20 protein-coding genes are annotated in these 21,178 nt (G+C 63.4%); 7 read left to right on the forward strand and 13 right to left on the reverse strand.

Annotated elements, in window-relative coordinates; translation table 11 throughout:
- The first annotated feature begins 28 nt into the window (after positions 1-28).
- Positions 29-2,224: a PAS domain-containing protein gene (locus FYC77_RS20675; RefSeq protein ID WP_238386878.1), complete on the forward strand. Its 2,196-nt coding sequence runs from the start codon at positions 29-31 to the stop codon at positions 2,222-2,224.
- A 23-nt stretch (positions 2,225-2,247) separates the two neighbouring features.
- Here the strand turns inward: FYC77_RS20675 and FYC77_RS09705 are convergent, their stop codons facing one another.
- Together FYC77_RS09705 and purL are read right to left on the reverse strand one after the other, a co-directional pair.
- Complete coding sequence (locus FYC77_RS09705) at positions 2,248-2,835, reverse strand: response regulator transcription factor (protein ID WP_149081303.1); 588 nt, start codon at positions 2,833-2,835, stop codon at positions 2,248-2,250.
- A gap of 177 nt (positions 2,836-3,012) precedes the next feature.
- A complete protein-coding gene (gene purL, locus FYC77_RS09710; protein WP_149081304.1) occupies positions 3,013-5,220 on the reverse strand; it encodes a phosphoribosylformylglycinamidine synthase subunit PurL in 2,208 nt (735 codons plus the stop codon).
- 236 nt (positions 5,221-5,456) lie between these two features.
- On the opposite strand from purL, the gene FYC77_RS09715 reads away from it, so the two are divergent.
- Both FYC77_RS09715 and FYC77_RS09720 read left to right on the forward strand, forming a co-directional pair.
- On the forward strand, positions 5,457-6,143 hold the full coding sequence (locus tag FYC77_RS09715; protein ID WP_149081305.1) for a PHP domain-containing protein: 687 nt from the start codon (positions 5,457-5,459) through the stop codon (positions 6,141-6,143).
- A complete protein-coding gene (locus FYC77_RS09720) occupies positions 6,140-7,303 on the forward strand; it encodes an asparagine synthase C-terminal domain-containing protein (RefSeq protein WP_149081306.1) in 1,164 nt (387 codons plus the stop codon). Before FYC77_RS09715 ends, FYC77_RS09720 begins: the two co-directional genes overlap by 4 nt.
- 34 nt (positions 7,304-7,337) lie before the next feature.
- Here FYC77_RS09720 and FYC77_RS09725 read toward each other — a convergent pair whose 3' ends face one another.
- From FYC77_RS09725 to FYC77_RS09755, 7 genes are all read right to left on the reverse strand, one after another.
- A complete protein-coding gene (locus FYC77_RS09725; protein WP_149081307.1) occupies positions 7,338-7,667 on the reverse strand; it encodes a cupin domain-containing protein in 330 nt (109 codons plus the stop codon).
- Positions 7,668-7,940: 273 nt separating this feature from the next.
- On the reverse strand, positions 7,941-9,032 hold the full coding sequence (locus FYC77_RS09730) for an Mrp/NBP35 family ATP-binding protein (protein ID WP_149081308.1): 1,092 nt from the start codon (positions 9,030-9,032) through the stop codon (positions 7,941-7,943).
- Between the two features lie 147 nt (positions 9,033-9,179).
- Positions 9,180-9,482, reverse strand: coding sequence for a hypothetical protein (locus tag FYC77_RS09735; RefSeq protein WP_149081309.1), 303 nt, complete (start codon positions 9,480-9,482; stop codon positions 9,180-9,182).
- 197 nt (positions 9,483-9,679) lie between these two features.
- Entirely contained in the window at positions 9,680-9,994 is a 315-nt protein-coding gene (locus tag FYC77_RS09740) for a hypothetical protein (RefSeq protein WP_149081310.1), read from the reverse strand.
- Positions 9,991-11,397 (reverse strand): NrfD/PsrC family molybdoenzyme membrane anchor subunit, encoded by a 1,407-nt coding sequence (gene nrfD, locus FYC77_RS09745; RefSeq protein WP_149081311.1) that lies wholly within the window; start codon positions 11,395-11,397, stop codon positions 9,991-9,993. The genes FYC77_RS09740 and nrfD overlap by 4 nt, the downstream gene beginning before the upstream one ends.
- The gene (locus tag FYC77_RS09750) at positions 11,394-13,025 is read right to left on the reverse strand and encodes a 4Fe-4S ferredoxin N-terminal domain-containing protein (RefSeq protein ID WP_149081312.1); all 1,632 of its coding nucleotides are present in this window, start codon (positions 13,023-13,025) and stop codon (positions 11,394-11,396) included. Before FYC77_RS09750 ends, nrfD begins: the two co-directional genes overlap by 4 nt.
- Positions 13,026-13,220: 195 nt before the next feature.
- Positions 13,221-13,895, reverse strand: a complete 675-nt coding sequence (locus FYC77_RS09755; RefSeq protein ID WP_149081313.1) for a helix-turn-helix domain-containing protein — start codon at positions 13,893-13,895, stop codon at positions 13,221-13,223.
- A gap of 136 nt (positions 13,896-14,031) precedes the next feature.
- Here FYC77_RS09755 and FYC77_RS09760 point away from each other — a divergent pair, with 136 nt between their 5' ends.
- Positions 14,032-14,259 (forward strand): DUF2249 domain-containing protein, encoded by a 228-nt coding sequence (locus FYC77_RS09760; protein ID WP_149081314.1) that lies wholly within the window; start codon positions 14,032-14,034, stop codon positions 14,257-14,259.
- 147 nt (positions 14,260-14,406) lie between these two features.
- Here the strand turns inward: FYC77_RS09760 and FYC77_RS09765 are convergent, their stop codons facing one another.
- Entirely contained in the window at positions 14,407-15,048 is a 642-nt protein-coding gene (locus FYC77_RS09765; protein WP_149081315.1) for a hypothetical protein, read from the reverse strand.
- Positions 15,049-15,578: 530 nt separating this feature from the next.
- Between FYC77_RS09765 and fer the strand changes: the two genes are divergently transcribed.
- A complete protein-coding gene (gene fer, locus FYC77_RS21030; protein WP_149081316.1) occupies positions 15,579-16,748 on the forward strand; it encodes a ferredoxin Fer in 1,170 nt (389 codons plus the stop codon).
- 228 nt (positions 16,749-16,976) lie between these two features.
- Here fer and FYC77_RS09775 read toward each other — a convergent pair whose 3' ends face one another.
- From FYC77_RS09775 to FYC77_RS09785, 3 genes are all read right to left on the reverse strand, one after another.
- Positions 16,977-17,882, reverse strand: a complete 906-nt coding sequence (locus FYC77_RS09775; protein ID WP_149081317.1) for an alpha/beta fold hydrolase — start codon at positions 17,880-17,882, stop codon at positions 16,977-16,979.
- Between the two features lie 115 nt (positions 17,883-17,997).
- Positions 17,998-18,177 (reverse strand): DUF7576 family protein, encoded by a 180-nt coding sequence (locus tag FYC77_RS09780; protein ID WP_149081318.1) that lies wholly within the window; start codon positions 18,175-18,177, stop codon positions 17,998-18,000.
- Positions 18,178-18,329: 152 nt separating this feature from the next.
- Complete coding sequence (locus FYC77_RS09785) at positions 18,330-19,310, reverse strand: transcription initiation factor IIB (protein ID WP_149081319.1); 981 nt, start codon at positions 19,308-19,310, stop codon at positions 18,330-18,332.
- Between the two features lie 224 nt (positions 19,311-19,534).
- Here FYC77_RS09785 and gatC point away from each other — a divergent pair, with 224 nt between their 5' ends.
- Both gatC and gatA read left to right on the forward strand, forming a co-directional pair.
- Positions 19,535-19,819 (forward strand): Asp-tRNA(Asn)/Glu-tRNA(Gln) amidotransferase subunit GatC, encoded by a 285-nt coding sequence (gene gatC / locus FYC77_RS09790; RefSeq protein ID WP_149081320.1) that lies wholly within the window; start codon positions 19,535-19,537, stop codon positions 19,817-19,819.
- 2 nt (positions 19,820-19,821) lie between these two features.
- The gene (gene gatA / locus FYC77_RS09795; protein ID WP_149081321.1) at positions 19,822-21,114 is read left to right on the forward strand and encodes an Asp-tRNA(Asn)/Glu-tRNA(Gln) amidotransferase subunit GatA; all 1,293 of its coding nucleotides are present in this window, start codon (positions 19,822-19,824) and stop codon (positions 21,112-21,114) included.
- Positions 21,115-21,178 lie beyond the last annotated feature (64 nt).

The raw sequence follows: 21,178 nt of genomic DNA on the forward strand, positions 1-21,178 counted from the left end.
ACGCGCCACTGGAGGTGAGCCAGCGACAGTGACGCCTCGATCTGTCCCGATCGTCGACCGGGTCACCGACGCGTTCTTCGCGCTCGATACGGACTTTCGATTCACGTACGTCAACGACCGCGCAGAGACGTTGCTCAAACGTTCGCGTGACGATCTCATCGGCCGGGTCATGTGGGACGAGTTCCCCCAAACCGTCGAAACCCAGTTTCCTGACGGCTTCCACCGCGCGATGGACGAGCAGGTTCCCGTCTCCTTCGAGATCTATCACGCCCAACTCGAGACGTGGTTCGAAGCTCAGGCGTATCCCGGCGAAGACGGCCTCTCGGTGTACATGCGCGACGTCACCGAGCGAAAGCGCCAGGAGACGACGATCGCCCAACACGCGGCCGTCGTCGAAGCGGTCCACGACGGAATCGTCACGCTCGACCGGGATCGCCGGATCGTGACGGTCAACGCCGCCATCGAGGAGTTTCTCGGCGTCGAGCGAGACGATCTGGTGGGCGAACACGTCGAGATCGTTCCCGAACTCGCTTCGATCGCCGACGAGGACGCCATCGAGATCGGCCGTGCGATCACCGACGTCGATATCGGGACCGCAGGTCGCCGCCAGGTCGAGGTACCGTTTACCGACGCCGACGGAACCGATCGGATGGGTGACTTCCGGTTCGTCCCGATCGAAGACGACACCGCAACCGTCGCGGTCGTCGTCCGAGACGTCACCGACCAACACGAGTACGAACGCATCGCGGCGTCGCTCCACGAGATCACCCGCTGGCTGCTCGAGTCCGACGACCCAGAGGAGATCTGTGCTATTGCCGTCCACGCCGGGAGCGACCTGCTCGATCTCCCGATCAGCGGCGTCTGGCTCCTCGAGCAGGAACACGGCTATCTCGAACCCGTCGCCGGAACCGCGGGCGCTCACGACGAGTTCGGTGGTCTCCCCCGATTTCATCCCAACGAGGGGCTCGTCTGGGAGGTGTTCGAATCCGGCTCAGTCGAGCGATTCGACGACCTCGAGGCCGTCGACGGTCTCTACAATCGGGAGACGCCGATTCGGTCGGAGATCATCGCGCCCATCGGTACACGGGGCGTGATCATGACCGGTTCGCTCGAGGCCGATCAGTTCGACGAAACCGACGTCGAACTGGTGTCGACGCTCGCCGAGAACACGCGTGCGGCGCTCGATCGGGCCGATCGCGAGCAGGTTCTCCGGAAACGGACCGACGAACTCGAGCGCCAGACTGAACGTCTCGAGGGCGTCGCGAACGTCCTCTCGAACGATCTAAAGCGCCAGCTTCAGGTCGTCGCCGACGAACTGAAAACGGACTCGAGCAGTGTCGGTCTCGGCTCGGAGTCGGACGACGGAGTCGGAGCGAGCAGCGTAGACAGCAACGCCACGGCGACAAACTCGGACGGTGACGGACCCGAGTCGACGGCCGGAGCCAGTGGCGACGTCGAAACGGTGGCCGAGACCAGCGACGAATCCGGATCGGGTTCCGACGAGTGGGAGTTCCCGCTCGAGTCGGAGACGGAGGTGGACGAACACGAGGTGTCCGCGAGCGAGGGCGACCTGGAGGCGGGGACGGTCTGGGGCTCGGATGAGGAGGCGACCGGAGACGTTCCCGAAGCGGAGGCGACCGGTGGTGGAACCGGGACGGACCACGAAAAGTGGGAGTTCCCACTTTCGGACGACTCGGTCGAAGCGACGCTCGACCGTGCGGAGCGGCTCATCGACGACGTCCGGGAGTTCGCTCGCAACGCTTCGTCCGTCCGAACCCGCAGCCGAATCCGACTCGACCGCGTAATCGAGGAGGCCGCGAGTGCATCACGTCTCGAAGCGAGCACAGTGTTCGTCGAGCGAGCGGCGACGCTGAGGGCGGATCCCGACCGTCTCATCTATCTCCTCGAGACGGCGTTCGACGACATCGCCGCCCGGACGGCCGGCGATGATCTAACGGTTCGTGTCGGGCTTACCGGAATCGACGACCCCGACGCCCCCCGCGGGTTCTACATCGAAGACGACGCTGCCGATGCGCCGCCGACGGCGACCGATCGACTGCTCGATCCGACGACCGAGTACCAGACGGCTATCGACGGGCTCGGACTGACCCTCGTTCGAGCGATCGCCGAAGCTCACGACTGGCGACTCTCGATCGAGACGGCGGAACGAAACGGAACGCGAATCGTCGTCGACGGCGTGATGACCCTCGAGCCGCGCGCGTAGTCGAGTGCCGTCACTCGACCACGTCACTCGTCGGCGATCGATTCCCGCGTCAGGTCCCGACACAGCTGTTTGCTGTCGTCGGTTTCGAGGAGGTCCGCGACCGTCTCGTCGAGGTGTACCCGCAACACCGCCAGTCGATCCTCGAGTCGGGCGTACTCCTCGCTGCTCTTTCGTTCCGCCTCCGTCTTCTGTCTATCCAGCAAGACTTTCTTCGACGCGAGCGCGAAAAACTCCTGGAGCTGTTCGTCGTACGTCGATCGAAGCAACAGTTGATCGATTACCTCGATCAGCTCCGGCTTCGAGACCGGCTTGACGAGGTAGTCGTCGAACCCCATCTCGACGATGTCGAAGTCGGGTTCGATCGCCGTCACCATCGCGACCCGACAGTCGAGGTTCCGCTCTCGGATCGTCTCGAGGACTAGATCGCCCGAGAGGCCGGGCATCCGCCGATCGAGGAGCACGACGTCGATATCCCCGTCGATGGCCTCGAGCGCTTCGGTTCCGTCGTAGGCCGTCCTGACGTCGTATCGCTCCTCGAGCCGAGAGGTGTAGAGATTCGCGAGATCCGGCTCGTCTTCGGCGATCAGTACGGACGGTCGGTCGGTTGCCATCGAACGATCCCCCTCCACCCTTTCGGTTCCGCATGCGTACCGTACACACATCAAGATACCGGACCGTCGTCAGTTGGATCCAACCGAACGAAAGGATAACTCCGGCGAAACCGACGGCGGGAGGGGCTCATACGGGAAAGCGAACGCGTCGTCGACAATCGGCGGGACGGTTCGAGGTTACTCGAGTTCGGCCTCGAGCGTGTCCCGAAGCGAGCGAATCGCGCCGGCCGATCGTTCGAGCGTTCGATCACCGACAGACAGCTCGAGCGTTCCGCGGTCGGTCGCCTCGCCGAGGGCGACGACCGGTGCGACGCCGTCGAACGCCTCACGGACGGCTGCTGGGGAGTCGGTCTGGACCAGCGCGCGACCCGGCTGTTCGTGGAAGAGAGCGGCCGCGGGCTCGCTATCGGCTGGGATCGACACCTCGAGCCCGGCGTCCTCGCTTACCATCTCGGCCAGCGAGACGGCGAGCCCGCCGTGGCTGACGTCGTGGACCGCGAGCGTCGCCTCGTCGTTTGCGACCGCCGCGAGCGTCTCGACGATTTCCGATGGGGTCTCGGGCAGGGACGGAAACGCGTCACTCCCGCCGAACTGCGCGAGGTACTCCGAGCCGCCGAGTCTCGTCCCGTCGGCCTCGAGGCCGCGGTCGCCGACGAGCAACAGTTCGCCCTCGGACTCGACAGAGAGCGGTGGCGCATCGTAGCCGTCTTTCGTCCCGACGAGCGCGAGCGTCGGCGTCGGCGGGATCGGACCCGTCGCGGAGTCGTTGTACAGCGAGACGTTCCCGCCGACAACGGGTGCCGACAGCGTCTCGCACATGTCAGCAAGCCCATCGACGATCCCCCGGAACCCGCCGTAGACGTCGGGCTTTTCGGGATTACCGCCGTTGAGACAGTCGACCGCGGCGAGCGGGGTCGCACCCTTGGCCGCCACGTTCGTCGCGTTCTCGAGGGCGATCGCTCGCGCACCCTCGTACGGCGCCGCGTCGGTCCAGTTCGGTGCAGCGCCCGCCGAGAGCGCCAGGCCGGTTTCGGCTTCCCGGATCGCGACGATCGCCGCGTCGTCGCCGGGACCGACGCTCGTCCGAACGCCGACCTCGTGATCGTACTGGCGGTAGACCCAGCGCTTCGAGGCCGTGTTCGGACTCGAGACGACGACGTCGAACGCCGCCTCGAGATCGACCTCGGGGAGATCGGTTTCGGGCTCCGACGGCTCCTCGTGTGCTAAGTCGTTCATCGGTGCGCCCTCGCCGAGGAAGTGCGCGTCAACGTCGACGACGGTCTCGCGCTTTCGCGGCTCGCTTTGCTCTCCGTCAGGGTCATCCGAGGCGCTTTGGGCTTCGCTCCCGTCGAAGGTGCAGACGTAGTTGCCGTCCGTGACCTCGCCGATCACCGAACAGCCCAGATCGAAACGCTCTGCGATCTCCTCGACGCGGTCGACGTGTTCGGGTTCGACCTCGTAGCACATCCGCTCCTGGGACTCCGCGAGCAGGATCTCGAGTGCCGACATGTTGGGTTCGCGCTGGTGGACCCGCTCGAGTTCGATGTGTGCGCCGAGGCCGCCTTTCGCGACCAGTTCGCTCGAGGCCCCCCCGAGGCCGGCCGCGCCGAGGTCACGTGCGGACTCGATCAGCCCCTCCTCGATCAACACCTCGTTGGCCTCGATCAACAGCTTCTCCGCGTAGGGATCACCGACCTGGACCGCGGGTCGGTCCTCCGTTTCGGCGTCTTCCGCTAAGTCCTCGCTGGCGAAGCTCGCACCGCCCAGCCCGTCGCGGCCGGTGGCGTTCCCGACGAGGACGAGTTTGTTGCCGGGCTCCTGTGCTTCGGCCGTGACGAGCCGTTCCTCGTCCGTGAGGCCGATACAGGCGACGTTGACGAGCGGGTTCCCCTCGTAGTCGGAGTGGAAGTCGACGCTCCCCGCGACCGTCGGCACGCCGATACAGTTGCCGTAGTGGCTGATCCCCTCGACGACGCCCTCGAGGAGATACCGGGAGTGTTCGCGGTCGAACGCGCCGAAGTACAGCGAGTCGGCGAGCGCGATCGGGTACGCGCCCATCGAGAGCGTGTCGCGGACGATCCCGCCGACGCCCGTCGCCGCCCCGTCGAACGGATCGACGTACGAGGGGTGGTTGTGGCTCTCGATCCCCATCGTGATGTACGTCTCTCCGTCGTCGTCTCCCGGCAACGCGACGACCGCCGCGTCGTCGCCCGGCCCGACGACGACCTGCTCGCCCTCGCTCTCGAACGCCGACAGCAACGGTCTCGAGGAGCGGTACGCGCAGTGTTCGCTCCAGAGGTTCTCGAACAGCGCCGCCTCGGCCGGGGTGGGCTCGCGCTCGAGTTCCTCGACGACGAGTTCGCGGTCCGAATCGGCTAAACTCATTCACGTCAATGGTGGTCCGTGGCCGGTAAAGGGGTTTCTATGTGCACGTTCGTGTATCTTCTCGCGCGACCTCTGCACCCGAACGTCGACGCTTACGAGATGACACCGGACTCGAGAATTATCGGCACTCGAGTGCACTCTCTCCGTTTCGAAGACTGCAAACACGGGTCGTCAGGAACGCAAAGCGTGTCGAGTGTTTCGAGTCGTTTTTCATCAAGCCACACGAAGGTAAGCGCGTGCTGTCGATCGAACTCCACGTCCACTCGGAACTCTCCTACGACGGTCGTGATCCGGTCGATCTCATCTTAGAGCAGGCAAAGGGAGTCGGGCTCGACGCGATCGCGATCACCGACCACGACGAGATCGAAGCCAGCCTCGAGGCCGCCGAGCGCGCCCCGGAGTACGGGCTCGTCGGTATTCCGGGGATGGAGATCTCGAGCAAGGCGGGCCACGTCTTGGGCCTCGGTCTCGAGGAGGAAGTGCCGCCGGGGCTGTCCTTCGAGTCGACGCTGGAGGCGATTCACGCCCAGGACGGGCTGGCGGTGATTCCCCACCCGTTCCAGGAGTCACGCCACGGCGTGATCGCCCGAATTTCCCGTGACGAACTCGCGGAGGGTGACGCCATCGAGGTGTACAACTCCCGGCTTCTGACAGGGCGGGCGAACCGTCAGGCCGAGCGCTTCGCTCGCTCGCGCGGTCTACCGATGACCGCCGGAAGCGACGCTCACATCAGCGAGATGGTCGGCCAGGCAGTGACCAGAGTCGACGCGGACGAGCGATCGGTCGACGCGATCCTCGCGGCGGTCCGCGACGGGCGAACCTCCGTCGAGGGTAAGCGGACGCCGTGGCACATCAGCGTCCGCCAGGCCGCAGGCGGTGCGAAACGCCGGTTCAGAAACGGTATCGTGGGGTTGTTCCGATGAGACTGTGCGGCGCGGATCCGGAAACGGTCCGACGGGCGTTGGAGACGGGCGATCCGTTCCCAGGAACCCGTGGATTCGCGGGCGAGATCGACGGAACGTTCGTCAGGGACGTGCTCGGCCGGGTTCCGCTGTTCGTCGACGCCGCCGGGGTCGAGGGCGGATCGTCGTCCGACTCGAGAGCTGCGTGGGCGTTCGAACCGACGCGACTCGAGGTACCTGTCCCAGTGCCAGCGGGGACGGTCGTCGACGCGGACGAACTCGGCCGACTCGTCGCGGTCGGAACCGATCTCGAGATCGACGACTTCCCCGAGCCGCGGTGGACGGTGCCGGATCCGAAGCCGGAGTCGGATCGGGACGTCGCTCTCGAGGAACTCGAAACTGCGATTCGTTCGGCTACGGACGACGTTCGATCGGCCGACCTCGACGTTGCGGTCGCGTTCTCGGGTGGCGTCGACTCGGCGCTCGTCGCCGAGTTGCTCGACGCTCCGCTGTACGTCGTCGGCTTTCCGGACAGCCACGACGTTGAGGCCGCACGCACGGCCGCGACGGCGATGGGACGCGAGTTGACCGTCGTCGAACTCGAGCCGGCCGACCTCGAGCGCGCGGTTCCCGAAATCGTCCGCGCGACGGGGCGGACGAACGCGATGGACGTCCAGATCGCGCTCCCACTCTATCTCGTCGCCGAGCGCGTCGCCGCCGACGGCTTCGACGCGCTTGCGGTCGGCCAGGGAGCGGACGAACTGTTCGGCGGCTACGAGAAGGTGGTTCGCCTCGACCACCGCGTCGACGCGGCGACGACACGCGGCGCGGTTCGCGAGCAGATTCGAAGCCTCCCCGATCAGCTTCCACGGGACGTGCTGACGATCGAGGCGGCCGGCCTCGAGCCGGTTGCACCACTGTTACACGACGCCGTCGTCGCGGCGGCGCTCCGGCTGCCGGACGACTTGCTGGCCGACGAGGAGACGCGAAAGCGTGGCTTCCGACAGGTTGCGTCGCAGTATCTCCCCGAGGACGTCGCGACCCGGGACAAGAAGGCCGTCCAGTACGGCAGCCTGGTCGCTCGCGAACTCGACCGCCTCGCCAGACAGGCGGGCTACAAGCGGCGGATGGACGACCACGTCTCGAAGTACATCGCGTCGCTGCTCGAGGCCCAGGAGTAGTCCTGGACGGCGGTCGTCGGGACGCCGGCGCTCGTCAGGACGGCAACGGACAGAGACTCGCCGTAAAAACCACCGTCTCGTCGGTCTCGTTTCTCGCGCCGTGTTCGACGCCGCGCTCGTGAAGCACGACGCCGGGCGCCTCGATGGCCTCGCTCTCCCCGTCCTGGAGCACCGTCACCGTCCCCTCGAGAACGTGGAAGACGTTCGTGCTGTCACCGTGCTCGTGGGGTTCGAGTTGCGCGTCCGGCCCGAGGGCGAACGCCTTCACGAGGACGTCCTCTTCGACGACCAGTTCGGTGGTTTCGATCTCGCCGTCTGCCGGTTCGAGTTCGTCGATCGCATCGGCGTATCTGTCGAGGCTCATAGGAGACGTTCGACGACGGACCGTATAAAATACACCGCAAGCGGACGGTTTCGGGACTCCGCTCGGTTCGAGCGTCGGCTGATGGGGGTGAAACCTGTCGACTGCTGCCAGCACCCGAAAAACGAGAGGGAACGAATACCCCGGGGAGAGACGACGAACCGAACTCCTGGCGAACGGAACCGAAAGCCCGTCATACGGTTTACTGTAAGTCATTTCCGGTGCAACCGCCGCACGGGTCGCGGTTGCACCGGTACATCGTTACAGCAGACCGTATCAGTCCTCGAGTTCGGTCGGGAGCGTGTCGTCGGGGGTGTCGGAGGTGTTCTCGTCGACGGTTCGACGGTTGATCTCGCCGATGCGGTTGGAGATTTCGGCGACGAGGTCCTCGACGGGCTCCTGGGCCGCGCTCTCGTCGTTCTTGACGATCGCGCCCTCGCTACCATCGGCGCCGAAGTCCGGGTGGATCGGAATCTGACCGAGAAGCGGCACGTCGTACTTGTCGACGATCTGTTGGGCGCCGTCGGTGCCGAACAGGCTGTACTCCTTGCCGGTGTCCGGCGCGATGAACGTGCTCATGTTCTCGACGATTCCCAGCACCGGCGTGTTGTGTTTGTTGAACATCTGGATGCCCTTGCGGGTGTCGTCGAGTGCCATCTCCTGTGGCGTCGTGACGACGACCGATCCGGTGACGGGCATCGACTGCAGGAGGTTCAACGTCGCGTCGCCGGTCCCTGGCGGGAGGTCGACGATGAGGTAGTCGAGTCGACCCCACTCGACGCCCTCCAAGAACTTCATCATGAACTTGTTGACCATCGGTCCACGGAGGATCGCGGGATCGTCTTCGTCTTCCATCATGATCCCCATGCTGATGACGCGGACGCCGTCGGATCGCGGCGGGACGATGTCTTCGTTGGGGGTGACCCCAGGATCGCTCTCGACCGGCAGGATTCGAGGAATGTTCGGCCCGTGAATATCCGCATCGAGAATGCCGACCATCGCGCCGCGTTTCTCGAGTCCCGCGGCGAGGTTGGCCGCGACCGTCGTCTTACCGACGCCGCCTTTGCCGGAGGCGACCGCGATCACGTTGCGTACCCGCGGGAGCACTTCGTCGTCGAACCCGTGTTCGGTCCCGACGTGTGCTCGTAGGTCCGCCTCGAGGCCGGCGTTGTCGACGACCTCCCGGATCCGGTTGCCGATCTCCATCTCGGAGGGCGCGTACGGAGCGTTGAACGCGAGCGAGATCCGTGCGGTCTCGTCGTCGATGGTGACGTCGTTGACGAGTCCGAGCGAGACGATATCCTCGCCGATGTCCGGATCTTCGATCCCCTCGAGTTCGATTTTGAGTTCGTGTTCTGTAATACTCATAGTGCGTCGGTAATCCTATCGGAACGAACGGTGTCGAGCGGGATACGTGTGATGGTTCGGGCCCCTAGCCCGTTCCGTCTGGCGGTTTCGTCGCGTTCGAGAGCGGACGATCTGGACGACTCGAGGACGAACTGCGTTCGATCGCGGCTACAGTCCGGGCGAACCGATGGGTTCGGGCAGTCGCCCGAAGAATACCAGGCCGATAACGAGGGTCATGACCAGCATGGAAACCCACATCGTCGTCGTCAGTCCGACGAGATACGTGACCCCGAGGAGCCCGGTTTTCGTATCGCGAGGCGTTCCGACGAACCACGCGGTGACCATGACGTAGATGGGGACGAGAACGACCCCGAAGATGAGCCAAGAGCCGGTGTTGGGGAAGCCGGTGACCCCTTCGGTGGCCTCGTAGCCGTGATACAGGACGATCGCGAGCGCGGACGACGGAGACATGCGTCTACAGCTAGTGCCACCACCGAACACGGTCGTGGTACTGCCTGCACTCGCATGGTCGGATTCGGATGACAGGGAACCACCGCATCAGCGTCGATGTCAAGCGATCGGTGTGACTCGAGAGACGGCAGCGTGAGTGGAGACGAGCCTCGTGACTCGACTGATCGAGACGGAAAACGAGAACGCGGTCGGTCGGGTTACGGTCCGGTGGAACCGATGGGTTCGGGAAGTCCGCCGTAGAAGACGACGGCGATGATCATCGTCAGGATGAACATCCCGATCCACATCTGGGCCGTAATTCCGACCAGGTAGCCGACGCCCATCAGGCCGGTCTTGGAGTTACGTGGCTCGCCGACGAACCACGCGATAATCATGACGTAGACCGGAACCAGGATGACGCCGAAGATGAGGTAGGTTCCGATGTTCGGGAAGCCGGTGAGTCCCTCAGTTCCGCCTTCTCCGTGATAGAGGACCCACGAGAGCGCGCTCATGAGCGTCGCCGGGGCGATCATGCTTCCACCTCCGGTTCGCCCGCGTGCTCATCCGATGGCTCGTGCTCGCCGTGGCCGTGATCGCCACGGAGATGTTCGACTGCGTGGAGTTCGACGACCGGAACGAGCTTCGAGATGACGAGGAAGAACAACACCACCATTCCGATGGTTCCAGCCAGCGAGAGGAGTTCGATCGCACTCGGGAAGTAGTCCCCCGGCGTCGCCTCGTAGATGCTAAACGTCGGATACCAGAACCCGGAGAGAACGAAGTACGTCTTCTCGACGAGTGTCGCGATCAGCACGAGCACGCCCGCCACGATCGCTCGCCCTTTGCTAAACAGCGATGGACGAAGGACCGTCGCGAAGATGAACGCGAGGACGCTGACGACCATCAGCATCGGGACGACGTACATCGGGTGCGAGAACTTCGAGTCGGTCGCAGTCGCGTGGTCGACCGTCGGCGCGAAGCTGCCCGCGGTGAGCTGTTGGAGCTGAAGCCAGAGGAACAGCAGGCAGAAGAAGCCGAGCCACAGCAAGAGCCCACGGAAGATGTCGTCGGTGATGATGTGATCCCAGTCGTAGGCGCGACGGAAGGCGTACGAAACCAGGATAACGCCGCTGATCGCCGACGTCAGCGCGATCGTCAGGAACTGTGGACCCTGAATGGCCCCGAACCAGCTCGGATAGTTCGGCAGGACGGCGAACAGCCACGGAATCACACCGCCGTGGAGCAACAGCGGCGCCATGATGATGATCGCCAGCGCGACCCACCAGACCATCCGCTCGATGACCTCGTCTTCTTTCTCGGTGTAACCGAGGGTCAACATATCGTAGACTTTCCCGTAAAGGTCGGGAAACTGGACGCCACCGACCTGTGGCGCAAACGACGGGAGCTGACCACGAAGTCGAGAGATATCGTATCGGAGCGTCAGCCCGAGGTAGGTCGCCGTCAGCACGAAGTAGGCCGTAATGACCGTCACGTCCCACACCAGCGGCGAGTTGTTCACCGTGATGTGGTAGTGACCGAGGACGCTCGTGACCATCCGGTCGGGTCGACCCATGTGGACGAGAATGTAGAAGCCGGCCGCCGAGAGGCCAGCCAGCGTCAACATCTCCGCGAGACGAGCGACCGGCATGTACCGATCCATGCCGAGCAGTCGAACGGCCGCCGAGAGGATGATCCCGCCGTGGGCGATCCCGACCCACCAGATGAACGCGCCGATGTACAGCCCCCAGGTGACGCCGCCACCGCTGCCCCAGTCGGAGAGGCCGGTGACGACCATCCCGTCTCTGAGCTGAATCATCCATCCGACCAGGAACGCTCCGAGAGCGAGCGCACAGACGCCAAAGAGGACGAAGTACTTCTTGCTGAATCCCTCGGTCGGTCGGAGGATGTCTTCTTCGGTGGGTGTCTTCGTGCTCATAGCGACACCCCGGCGTCACCGACGGTCCCCTCGTCGAGGACTTCTTTGCGGTCGTCGGTCTGACCGATGTCGTCGTAGGCGACCGGACCGTCGACCTGTTCGGCGTTCGGTCCGGGGTTCTGTCCGATATACGTGACGTTCGGATTCGTACCGATATCCTCGAGCAGCTTGAACGACGACCCGGCGACCCCAGCGTACTGACGGAGTCGAAGGTTGGCGTCGTCTTCGCTCCCGTCACCGAGTTGTAACTCGGCCAGTACGTCCTCGCTCTCGAGATCGACGTACTCTTCGAGCGCGTCGACGGATTCGAGGACCGTCTGTTCTTGCTCGAGGATGGTGTCGTTCGTCTCCTCGGGCGGCTCTTCTCTGTCGCTGACGATCTCGATCGCCTTCATGATGCTGACGAGTTCTCGATCGAGGTCGTCGTCTTCGTCATCCTCGAACGCCTCGATCGCCGACTCGAGATCGTCGTCTTCGCTGAGAATGCCGTCGATCGCCTCCGGCGACGGGACGTTGCGGACGATGTCGATAATTGCTCGGCTTTTGCTCGGATACTCGCCGTGCTGGTGCGCGTCGCTGCGTTCGTCGTTGACGTCGCCGAACTGGATCGCGTCCGGTGGACAGGCTTCCTCACAGGCCGTCGTTCCGATGCGGTCGTCGCCCATCAGGCCGTCCTGTCGGGTCGGACACATCGTACACTTGCTCATGACGCCACGGGGTGCGCGACTGTCGACCCATCGACCGCGCTCGTCCATCATGTGATCGCCTTCTTCGCCGGGTTCGACACCCATCTGATCGGCGATTTCTTCTTCGGTGGCTTCCTGGGGTTCGTCCCACTGGAAGTAGTTGACGCCGTACGGACAGGCGACCTGACAGTACCGACAGCCGATACAGACGTCGTAATCCGTCAGAACGAGACCGTCCTTTTCACGGGTGTGGCGCGCCGTCGTCGGACAGACCTTCTCACAGGGTGCGTCTGTACAGTGTTGACACGGTCGGACGAGCATGTTGTAGCCGTCCATCCCGCCTCGAACGTCGGGGGCCGGCGAGCCGCCTTCGGTGGTGTCGTCCTCGAACGCGAGGACGTACATCCAGTTGACGCCCTGGTCGGTCTGGTTCTCTTGCTGACAGGCAGTCACGCAGGAGAGACAGCCGTCACACCGCTCGAGGTCGATCGTCATCCCCCACTGGGTGCCGTCCGGTTCTTCGACCTGCTGTTGGGTATCCGCGACTGCCGCCTCGGGTTCGCCGTCGTCGACGGTGCCCCACGCACCGAGTCCGACGGCCGCCGCGCCGGCCCCCATCTTCTTCATCGCGTCGCGCCGACTGTCTTCGCCGTCACCCTCGAACTTCGAGAGCATCCGGGAAACCGTCCCTTCCTCCGCAGCCTGCATTTCCTCGTAGGCTTCCTCCGTCGGGCGGTTGTCCTCGCCGAACTCCTCCATCACGTCGTCGTGATACATCTCGTGGAACTCGGCTTCGGACAGCTCGCCTTTGGTGACGCGCATCGCGTCTTTGGCCATCTCCATACCGAGGTCGCTGTCGTACTCGGTATCGTCGAGCATCGTCTCGAGCTCTCCCTCCCACTCCTCGCCGAGCGGGTGGAACGATTCGTCGTCCGCACTCATCTACGTAGCACACCTCCTGGCATCGGTCTCTCTCACGGAGTGGATACTCAGCGACAGATACTTGAATACGTTCATTTGGGATCCACTACCCCGAACTCACGACTAGATGTGGTTGAAGTATGGACTCGATTTCCACGCCGTGAGAACTAGACCGAACAGGTTCGTATATATTAATACCAACGCCCAGGGACGGCCTCAGTTCGTCGGCAACTGTCCGTCGAGCGGTTCGTCGTCCTCGAGGCCCGGAAGATCCTCGACGAACCGTTTGACGATCGACTCCTCCGCCCGGTGAAGCGTCTCGCTACAGGTCGATTTGGCGATCCCGAGATGCTCTGCGAGTTCGGTCAGCGAACACCGGCGTGGCGTATCGTAGTAGCCTTGTTCGACGGCCGCGACGACGACTTCGAGCTGGCGCTCAGAGAGGACCTGACTCTCGTGTAACCGGTCGCTGACGTTCTCGATTCGATACTGGAGACCGAACCGCTCGAGTTGCTCGGCGAGTTCCGCCAGGCGTTCTCGAGAGCCGGTGACGTCGATCGTCGCCTCGCCGTCCTGGATCTCGACGGGGAGTTCGATCGGCATTCCCGATTCTCGCGAGGAGAACAACAGAAGCGGTGCCGTCGTCTCGAAGTGGATCGTCGCCTCGTTGTCGCTCCACTCGACGAGCGTCAACTCCGTGATCTGGGGATGGTCGGTGATGTCGTCGACGATATCAGTGACGTTCCGTCCGGTAATCCGAACCAGTGCGAAGCCGGATTCGGAGCCGGGAACCGCGGCCAGCACGCGAAACGTGGCGTCCGGATACGCCACGGACACCTGCTGGATCCAGACCTGTTCGGGCATCGTCACCGTGAGTGTCGCCTGGGCCATTGGAGGTGAACACCTACTGTCTAAGGCTGAGAACCCACAGTTACGAATATATTCGCCGTCATTCCTACCGACTGGGAACCCGTCACGAACCGATTCGGCCGAAGATCCAACTGGCGACGGAACCGTTCGCTCGCTCATGACGTCTCCAGCCGCCGACCGAACGCTCGACGTCAGAGAGATCGATGGCCCACCGTTCGACGACATCGTCGCCGCGCTCGACGACCTTGCGGACGACGAACGGCTCGAGTTGATCGCCCGGTTCGAGCCGGCTCCGCTCTACGGCGACCTCGACGGCCGGAGATTCGACCACGACAGCGAGAAACGAGACGACGGGACGTGGCACGTCCTCCTCGAACACGCTTAGATCGCGCCGTCGTTGATACCGAATGCTGCGTCGTTGGTGCCGAACACTGTACTGGCGTCTCACGCCTGCACTGCTGGGCGAACGCATGCGGTGGACGTCGCTCGTCAGTCGACGACTGGGATGGCTGTGAACACGTTGTTGAGTCGATCAGTTCAGTCCGGAGGGATACTCACCGGTCTTCCGGTAGTGAGAGACAACCGTGGCGAACGCGGCGAGCTGGAGCGCGACGACGAGAACGATCGTGACCAGGTACAGCCAGTGCAGCGGGTCGTCGGACGGGAACCCGGGTCGGAGATAGGCCCTGTCGTAGATGTGGACGGTGACGAGCCAGAAGATCGTGTACGCTCCGACGGTCTGATGCCACTTCCACGCCTTTCCGCCCATGTAATCGTAGGCGCTGTTGTTCGAGGTAGCCGCGAGCCCAACCGCGATGATCACGGCCACGAGCGAACCGAACGCCCAGGGACTCATGTCGGCCAGGTAGCCGACGACGTCCCAGTCTCTCGCCTGGAACACGAAGAGCAGGTGAACGACACTCCAGATAGCGAACCAGATCCCTAACTCTGCCCGCCAGTTGACGGGGAAATTCCCCGAGAACCGGCGTCTGATAGCGGGCCAGAGCCGTACGGTTGGCCCGACGATCATCACCAAGCCGAGGAGAAACCACGGAACTGCACCCACGACCCGCTGCTCGTGATATCCAGCCACCCACAGTAACACGGCGAAGACGACACTTCCGGCACCCACAACCAGATGGTGGGTGAGTTCGTTGTTCGTATCTACCGACATATCTTTCTCAACGACGGTATTCGGTGCTCTCCATTAAAATTCTACTTGTGCCCCGACCAATAGAACGAGCGTTTCCGTACAGATACTGTCTGATGAGCTTGTGAATTTGGGGACATGTTTGTACTAGAAGTGTTGAGATATTCGATTCGGGCGCCATCGAATCGTTCTCGGACCGGGATGCCACTACCAGAGTCGTACCCGAATTCGGGTCCTGTCCCGACGGTGTATCGTTCCTTTCGAACGGGATCGGACGTCGTCGAGAAGTATCGTAACAACTGAATCGGTGTACACACCGATCACCGATCCGTCGGGCGATCGGGTATGCATTGACTTTCATACGGTCTGCCGTGCCGATGTACCAGTGCAACCGCACGCAGTCCTGCAGTTTCACCGTCGACGACTGATAACAGCCAGTATCTGTGGCTACTATCGCCTACCCCGCCAATTCTGACGAATCCGACGAGTAGAGGCACTCACTCGAGTGGAAGAACGGACGGGTTTGATAAGGTTTGGAAGATGTTGTTCGGTGTATGTACAACGAGATACTCGTCCCGACGGATGGGAGCGACGTAGCCGAGCGAGCCGGAACCGTCGCCGTTCAAATGGCCGAACTCTTCGGCGCGGATCTGACCGTCGTCTCCGTTCGAGAGCCGGGCACCGAAGAGCAAGCAGAACGCGCCGTGGGAGATATCGAGGAGGCCGCGATCGAAGCCGGACTCTCCCCTCAAACCGAGATTATCGACGACGAGAAATCGGCGATCCACCAGGCGATCATCGACTACGCCGAGGACCACGGCGTCGACGTCGTCGTGATGGGGACCCACGGCCGGACGGGCATCAGTCGATTCCTGCTCGGGAGCGTAGCCGAACAGTTCCTTCAGGAGTCGCCGGTTCCAGTCGTGACCATTCACGAGGATACCGTCATCGACTTCGAGATAGACAACGTCCTCGTTCCGACCGACGGGAGTGAGGGGAGCGAGGCCGCTACGGAGCACGCGATCGATCTCGTGACCGAAACCGGTGGGACGATCCACGCGCTCTACGTCACCTCCGGACCCGAAGCGGAATCGTCGCCGACCGACGACGTACGTGATCGGGGCGAAGCCGCCGGTGTGGAGGTCGTTTCGGCTACACGAAGCGGTCGACCACACGAGGCGATCGCCGGGTACACGGCAGAGGCTGAGATCGACGTGGTCGTGATGGGGACCCACGGCCGCACCGGTCTCAGACGATACCTGCTCGGGAGCGTCACAGAACGCACAGTTCGGTTCTCACCAGTCCCAGTCGTCTCCGTGAAACCGGAGTCGGCCGGCGCCACCGTCGAGTTCCTCGACTACGAAGTCATAGCGGACAACGACTGGTCGCTGGAGGACGACGACCTCTTCGAGAAGGCGGCCGAGGCCGACCTGACGGCGGAGACCCACGGGACGATGACTGTCGAAAAAGGGGAGTACATCCTCGAGGCGGCCGAGGCCGAAGGCTACGACTGGCCGTTCTTCTGTCGAGGTGGTGGCTGTATCAACTGTGCAGCGACACTGGTTGATGGTGAGGTCGAGATGGAGGTTAACCGTAGCCTCTCCGACGAGGAGGTAGACGAGATGAACCTGCGGTTGACCTGCGTCGCCACGCCGACGACTGACGAAGTAAAGCTGGTCTACAACGCCAAACAGCTCGACCAGCTCCGGGACCGAATTCTCTAGTACCGTTCCAAACGTCGACTGCCGGGTCGAACCGACCCGACGCCACCGAGTTCGACCCTGCAGTGCAGGCTTGCCAAAGCACTATAGTAACAACTGAAACGATTTACACACTGATCGCACAGCTGTCGTGCGATCAGGTGTGCATTGACGGTCAGTGGCTACTATAGGTAACCGACTCGGTGTACCGGCGAACCGACGGACGGATCGCACGGATTTCGCCGATCGTTCTCACCCGTCGATCCGTTCACGTATCAGCGCCGTCGTTCGGTCGGGTTCCTCGTGGGGAACCCAGTGGCTCGTGTCGGGCAGAAACTCGAGGCGGGCGTCCGTACAGCAGTCGTAGCTGTCGATCGCCAGTTCGGAGACCAGTGCGGCGTCGTCCCGTCCCCAGGCCACGAGGGTCGGCGTATCCACACCAGTCCGCGGAAGCATCGAGGGGTACCGAGCGCTCGCCCGGTACCACGCGAGCATTCCGGAGAGTGCACCCTCGCGTCGCCACGCCTGCCGGTACCGCTCGAGGTCGGCATCGGTGAACGTACCGGGAGCTGTGGGGCCTCGAAGCGCTCGCTCGAGCGGTCGAAAGTCGTCGTACCGGCAGACCCGTTCCGGAAGCCACGGGAGCTGAAAGACCATGGCGTACCAGCTTCGGCGGAGCTGCTCCGGGTTCGACGTCAGCTGTCGTCGAAACGCGACGGGGTGGGGCGCGTTGATCGCGGTGAACGTCTCGACCGCCCGAGGGTGGCGGATCGCGAGATCCCAGCCGACGATTCCGCCCCAGTCGTGACCGACGACGTGGGCGGCGTCGCGTCCGTCCGCTCGGATCAGTTCGAGAACGTCTCGAGCGAGTGTTTCTCGTCGGTACTCTCGGATCGACTCCGGCTTCTCACTCCGGTTGTAACCGCGTCCGTCGGGAACGAGGACACGATAGCCGGCCTCGACCAGCGGCTCGATCTGTCGGTGCCAGGCGTACCAGAACTCCGGAAAGCCGTGGAGCAACACGACGAGCGGATCGGTATCTTTCCCGGCGGTGACGGCGTGGAGCCGAACCCCGTTCACCCGGTGGTGCGTCGACTCGAGGTCGGCGGGCTGGCTCGCCGCGATAGCGGTGTCGTCCTCTGCCGGAATCGACGTCATTCGTTCGTCGGCGATTCGTCCTGATACCCCATCAAAACTGGGTACCCTCGACGGACGACGTTGCCGATACGGTTCGACGTGGAACCGAGCCGGGTGTGACGTCTCCCGAGCCCGCTCACGTCCAGACGCGAAGACAATCGTTCGAACAGAAGTGGAGGTCGATCGGTTCGTCGGGATTTCCGTCGACGTACGTCCGAAGCGTGTACGCGATCTCCGCGTCGGACTCGCAGTTGTCACACGTCCTGTCGACGCTCGGTTCGTCGCGGTCCGTCGCCACGGTCGTATCGGCGTGCATATCGATCGAAGGCACCGACTACCCCCTTGAGTATGCCCCGCTTAGACCGGTTTCTCCTCGAGAAAGCCCGTACTAACTAGCGTCAACATCGCATTGCGTGGATGATCCGATTCCGGCTGTATTCGAGACGGAGTGAGGGTGTCCTCGTTCGGTCACGCCGGTACGCCGCCTTCGGCCTCGAGCAGTTCGTGATACCGGTTGCGGATCGTCACCTCGGAGATGCTGGCGACCTCGCTGACCTCGTTCTGGGTGACCTTCTCGTTGGTGAGCAACGCGGCGGCGTAGACGGCGGCGGCCGCGAGGCCAACCGGCGACTTGCCGCTGTGAATCCCCGACTCTTTGGCCGTTTTGAGCAACTGACGGGCGCGACGTTCGGTTTCGTCCGAGAGCTCGAGATCGCTCGCAAAGCGCGGGACGTAACTCTCGGGGTCGGCGGGCTGGACCTCTAGCCCGAGTTCCCGGACCACGTACCGGTACGTTCTGGCGATCTCGTCTTTCTCGACGCGGGAAACGGCCGAGATCTCATCGAGGCTGCGTGGGGTGCCCGCCTGGCGGGCAGCGGCGTACAGCGCCGAGGTCGCGACGCCCTCGATCGACCGTCCCGGAAGGAGGTCCTCCTCGAGTGCGCGCCGATAGATGACGCTTGCAGTTTCGCGGACGTTCTCGGGGAGGCCGAGTGCGCTGGCCATGCGATCGATCTCGCCCAGCGCCTGTTTTAAGTTGCGCTCCTTGCTGTCTCGCGTTCGGAAGCGCTCGTTCCAGGTGCGAAGCCGTTGCATCTTCTGTCGCTGGCGACTCGAGAGCGCCTTGCCGTAGGCGTCTTTGTCCTGCCAGCCGATGTTCGTGCTGAGCCCCTGGTCGTGCATCATGTTGGTCGTCGGCGCGCCGACGCGGCTCTTTTCGTCTTTCTCGGCGGCGTCGAACGCACGCCACTCGGGCCCGCGGTCGATTTCGTCTTCCTCGACGACGAGTCCACAGTCCTCACAGACGGTCTCGGCGTGTTCGGCGTCGCTGACCAATCGACCGTCGCACTCCGGACAGGCCTCGAGTTCGTCAGTTCGCTCGGATGATTCTTGTTCTGCTGTGGTTTGGCCCCGCTCGTCACTACGAGTTCGAATGCTGGAGTCGGTCATTGTATTGGAACCGTGAAATATCGATGAAAACGGGTTGCCGTGATAATTTATAACGTTTCTCGAGCACTTAAAACTGTGGCCATACTGAGGAAGATGGCGGTGTATCGCACATTCAGACGGTTTACTGTCGGTTGGTAACCCGTCGCGACAGGAATCCGTATCACACGAGCGTGGCACGCACCGGTATCGAAACTCTTACTCTGCGAAGGCGACTGCTCTCGGGCATGAGTGAGAGCCCGGAGACCGCCGACCCCGAGGAGGTTCGCCACGTGGCGCAACTGGCTCGCGTCGGCCTCGCGGACGACGAGGTCGACCAGTTTACGCGCCAATTCGCGGACATTCTCGAGTATTTCGAGACGCTCGACGAGGTGCCCGAAGTCGACCGTGAAGCCGACCTCGCGAACGTGATGCGGCCCGACGTGGAACGCGACTCCCTCGAGAGCGAGGAGGCGCTTCGGAACGCAGCCGACACCGAAGACGGCTACTTCAAAGGACCGAACGTCTCCTGATCATGACCGAGAACCTATTCATCACCGAGGAGACGATCGAAGGCGACGACGACGGCCCACTCGCCGGCCAAACCGTCGCCGTCAAGGACAACATCTCCACCGAGGGCGTCCGAACGACCTGTGGCTCCGAGATGCTCTCCGAGTACGTGCCGCCGTACGATGCGACGGTCGTCAGCCGGCTGAAGGAGGCCGGTGCGACCATCGTCGGTAAGGCCAACATGGACGAGTTCGGGATGGGAACGACGACGGAGACGTCCGCGTTCGGACCAACGGAGAACCCGGCCGCACCCGGATACGTCCCTGGAGGCTCGTCGGGCGGTTCCGCGGCGGCTGTCGCCGCTGGTGAGGCGGATCTCGCGCTCGGGTCGGACACCGGCGGCTCGATCCGCTGTCCGGCCGCGTTCTGTGGCGTCGTCGGCATCAAACCCACCTACGGACTGGTCTCGCGGTACGGACTCGTCGCCTACGGCAACAGCTTAGAACAGATCGGTCCGTTCGCCGACAGCGTCGAGGACGCCGCTGCTCTCCTCGACGTCATCGCGGGCGAGGACGAACGGGACGCGACGACACAGGAACCGCCACACGACTCGGGTACTCGAGCGGCCGAGCACTCGAGTTACGCCGATGCGGCCACTGGCGACGTCGACGGTCTCTCGATCGGCGTACCGACGGAGCTCCTCGAGGGGGCCGACGAGGGCGTCGTTGAGACGTTCTGGGATACGATCGGCGACCTCGAAGACCGCGGCGCGACGTACCACGAAGTCTCGCTGCCGTCGGTCGAACACGCCGTGGAAGCCTACTACGTGATCGCGATGTCCGAAGCGTCGTCGAATCTCGCGCGATTCGACGGCGTCCGGTACGGCAACTCCGGTGGCTACGACGGTAACTGGAACGAGGCGTTCTCGAAGGCACGCGAGGAGGGGTTCGGCGACGAAGTCAAACGACGAATCCTGCTCGGCACCTATGCGCTCTCTGCCGGCTACCACGACAAGTACTACAAGAAAGCCCAGGACGCTCGCGCGTGGGTCAAACAGGACTTCGACGAGGCGCTCGAGGAGGCCGACGTGCTCGCGTCGCCGACGATGCCCGTTCCGCCGTTCGAACTGGGGGAGGGTCTCGAGGACCCGCTCCAGATGTATCTCGCGGACGCCAACACGGTGCCGGTCAACCTCGCCGATCTGCCCGCAATTTCAGTTCCGGCGGGCGAGACCGACGGCCTCCCCGTCGGTCTCCAACTCGTCGGCCCTGCATTCGGCGAGAAGCAACTGATCGAGGCGGCGAGCGCACTCGCCTAAGTCCGGGCTTCGCGTGAGATCCGAGCCGTCGACGTCGGCCAAAACCGGTCCGGGCGGAGATAGA

Origin of the sequence: Natrialba swarupiae, assembly GCF_008245225.1 — an archaeon.
Classification (GTDB): domain Archaea; phylum Halobacteriota; class Halobacteria; order Halobacteriales; family Natrialbaceae; genus Natrarchaeobius; species Natrarchaeobius swarupiae.

Bases quoted from the DNA above. Each gene is read 5' to 3' on its own strand.
- FYC77_RS09705 (WP_149081303.1), bottom strand. From the start codon at position 2,835: ATGGCAACCGACCGACCGTCCGTACTGATCGCCGAAGACGAGCCGGAT.
- purL (WP_149081304.1), bottom strand. From the start codon at position 5,220: ATGAGTTTAGCCGATTCGGACCGCGAACTCGTCGTCGAGGAACTCGAG.
- FYC77_RS09720 (WP_149081306.1), top strand. From the start codon at position 6,140: ATGAGACTGTGCGGCGCGGATCCGGAAACGGTCCGACGGGCGTTGGAG.
- FYC77_RS09725 (WP_149081307.1), bottom strand. From the start codon at position 7,667: ATGAGCCTCGACAGATACGCCGATGCGATCGACGAACTCGAACCGGCA.
- FYC77_RS09730 (WP_149081308.1), bottom strand. From the start codon at position 9,032: ATGAGTATTACAGAACACGAACTCAAAATCGAACTCGAGGGGATCGAA.
- FYC77_RS09735 (WP_149081309.1), bottom strand. From the start codon at position 9,482: ATGTCTCCGTCGTCCGCGCTCGCGATCGTCCTGTATCACGGCTACGAG.
- FYC77_RS09740 (WP_149081310.1), bottom strand. From the start codon at position 9,994: ATGATCGCCCCGGCGACGCTCATGAGCGCGCTCTCGTGGGTCCTCTAT.
- nrfD (WP_149081311.1), bottom strand. From the start codon at position 11,397: ATGAGCACGAAGACACCCACCGAAGAAGACATCCTCCGACCGACCGAG.
- FYC77_RS09750 (WP_149081312.1), bottom strand. From the start codon at position 13,025: ATGAGTGCGGACGACGAATCGTTCCACCCGCTCGGCGAGGAGTGGGAG.
- FYC77_RS09755 (WP_149081313.1), bottom strand. From the start codon at position 13,895: ATGGCCCAGGCGACACTCACGGTGACGATGCCCGAACAGGTCTGGATC.
- FYC77_RS09760 (WP_149081314.1), top strand. From the start codon at position 14,032: ATGACGTCTCCAGCCGCCGACCGAACGCTCGACGTCAGAGAGATCGAT.
- FYC77_RS09765 (WP_149081315.1), bottom strand. From the start codon at position 15,048: ATGTCGGTAGATACGAACAACGAACTCACCCACCATCTGGTTGTGGGT.
- fer (WP_149081316.1), top strand. From the start codon at position 15,579: ATGTACAACGAGATACTCGTCCCGACGGATGGGAGCGACGTAGCCGAG.
- FYC77_RS09775 (WP_149081317.1), bottom strand. From the start codon at position 17,882: ATGACGTCGATTCCGGCAGAGGACGACACCGCTATCGCGGCGAGCCAG.
- FYC77_RS09780 (WP_149081318.1), bottom strand. From the start codon at position 18,177: ATGCACGCCGATACGACCGTGGCGACGGACCGCGACGAACCGAGCGTC.
- FYC77_RS09785 (WP_149081319.1), bottom strand. From the start codon at position 19,310: ATGACCGACTCCAGCATTCGAACTCGTAGTGACGAGCGGGGCCAAACC.
- gatC (WP_149081320.1), top strand. From the start codon at position 19,535: ATGAGTGAGAGCCCGGAGACCGCCGACCCCGAGGAGGTTCGCCACGTG.
- gatA (WP_149081321.1), top strand. From the start codon at position 19,822: ATGACCGAGAACCTATTCATCACCGAGGAGACGATCGAAGGCGACGAC.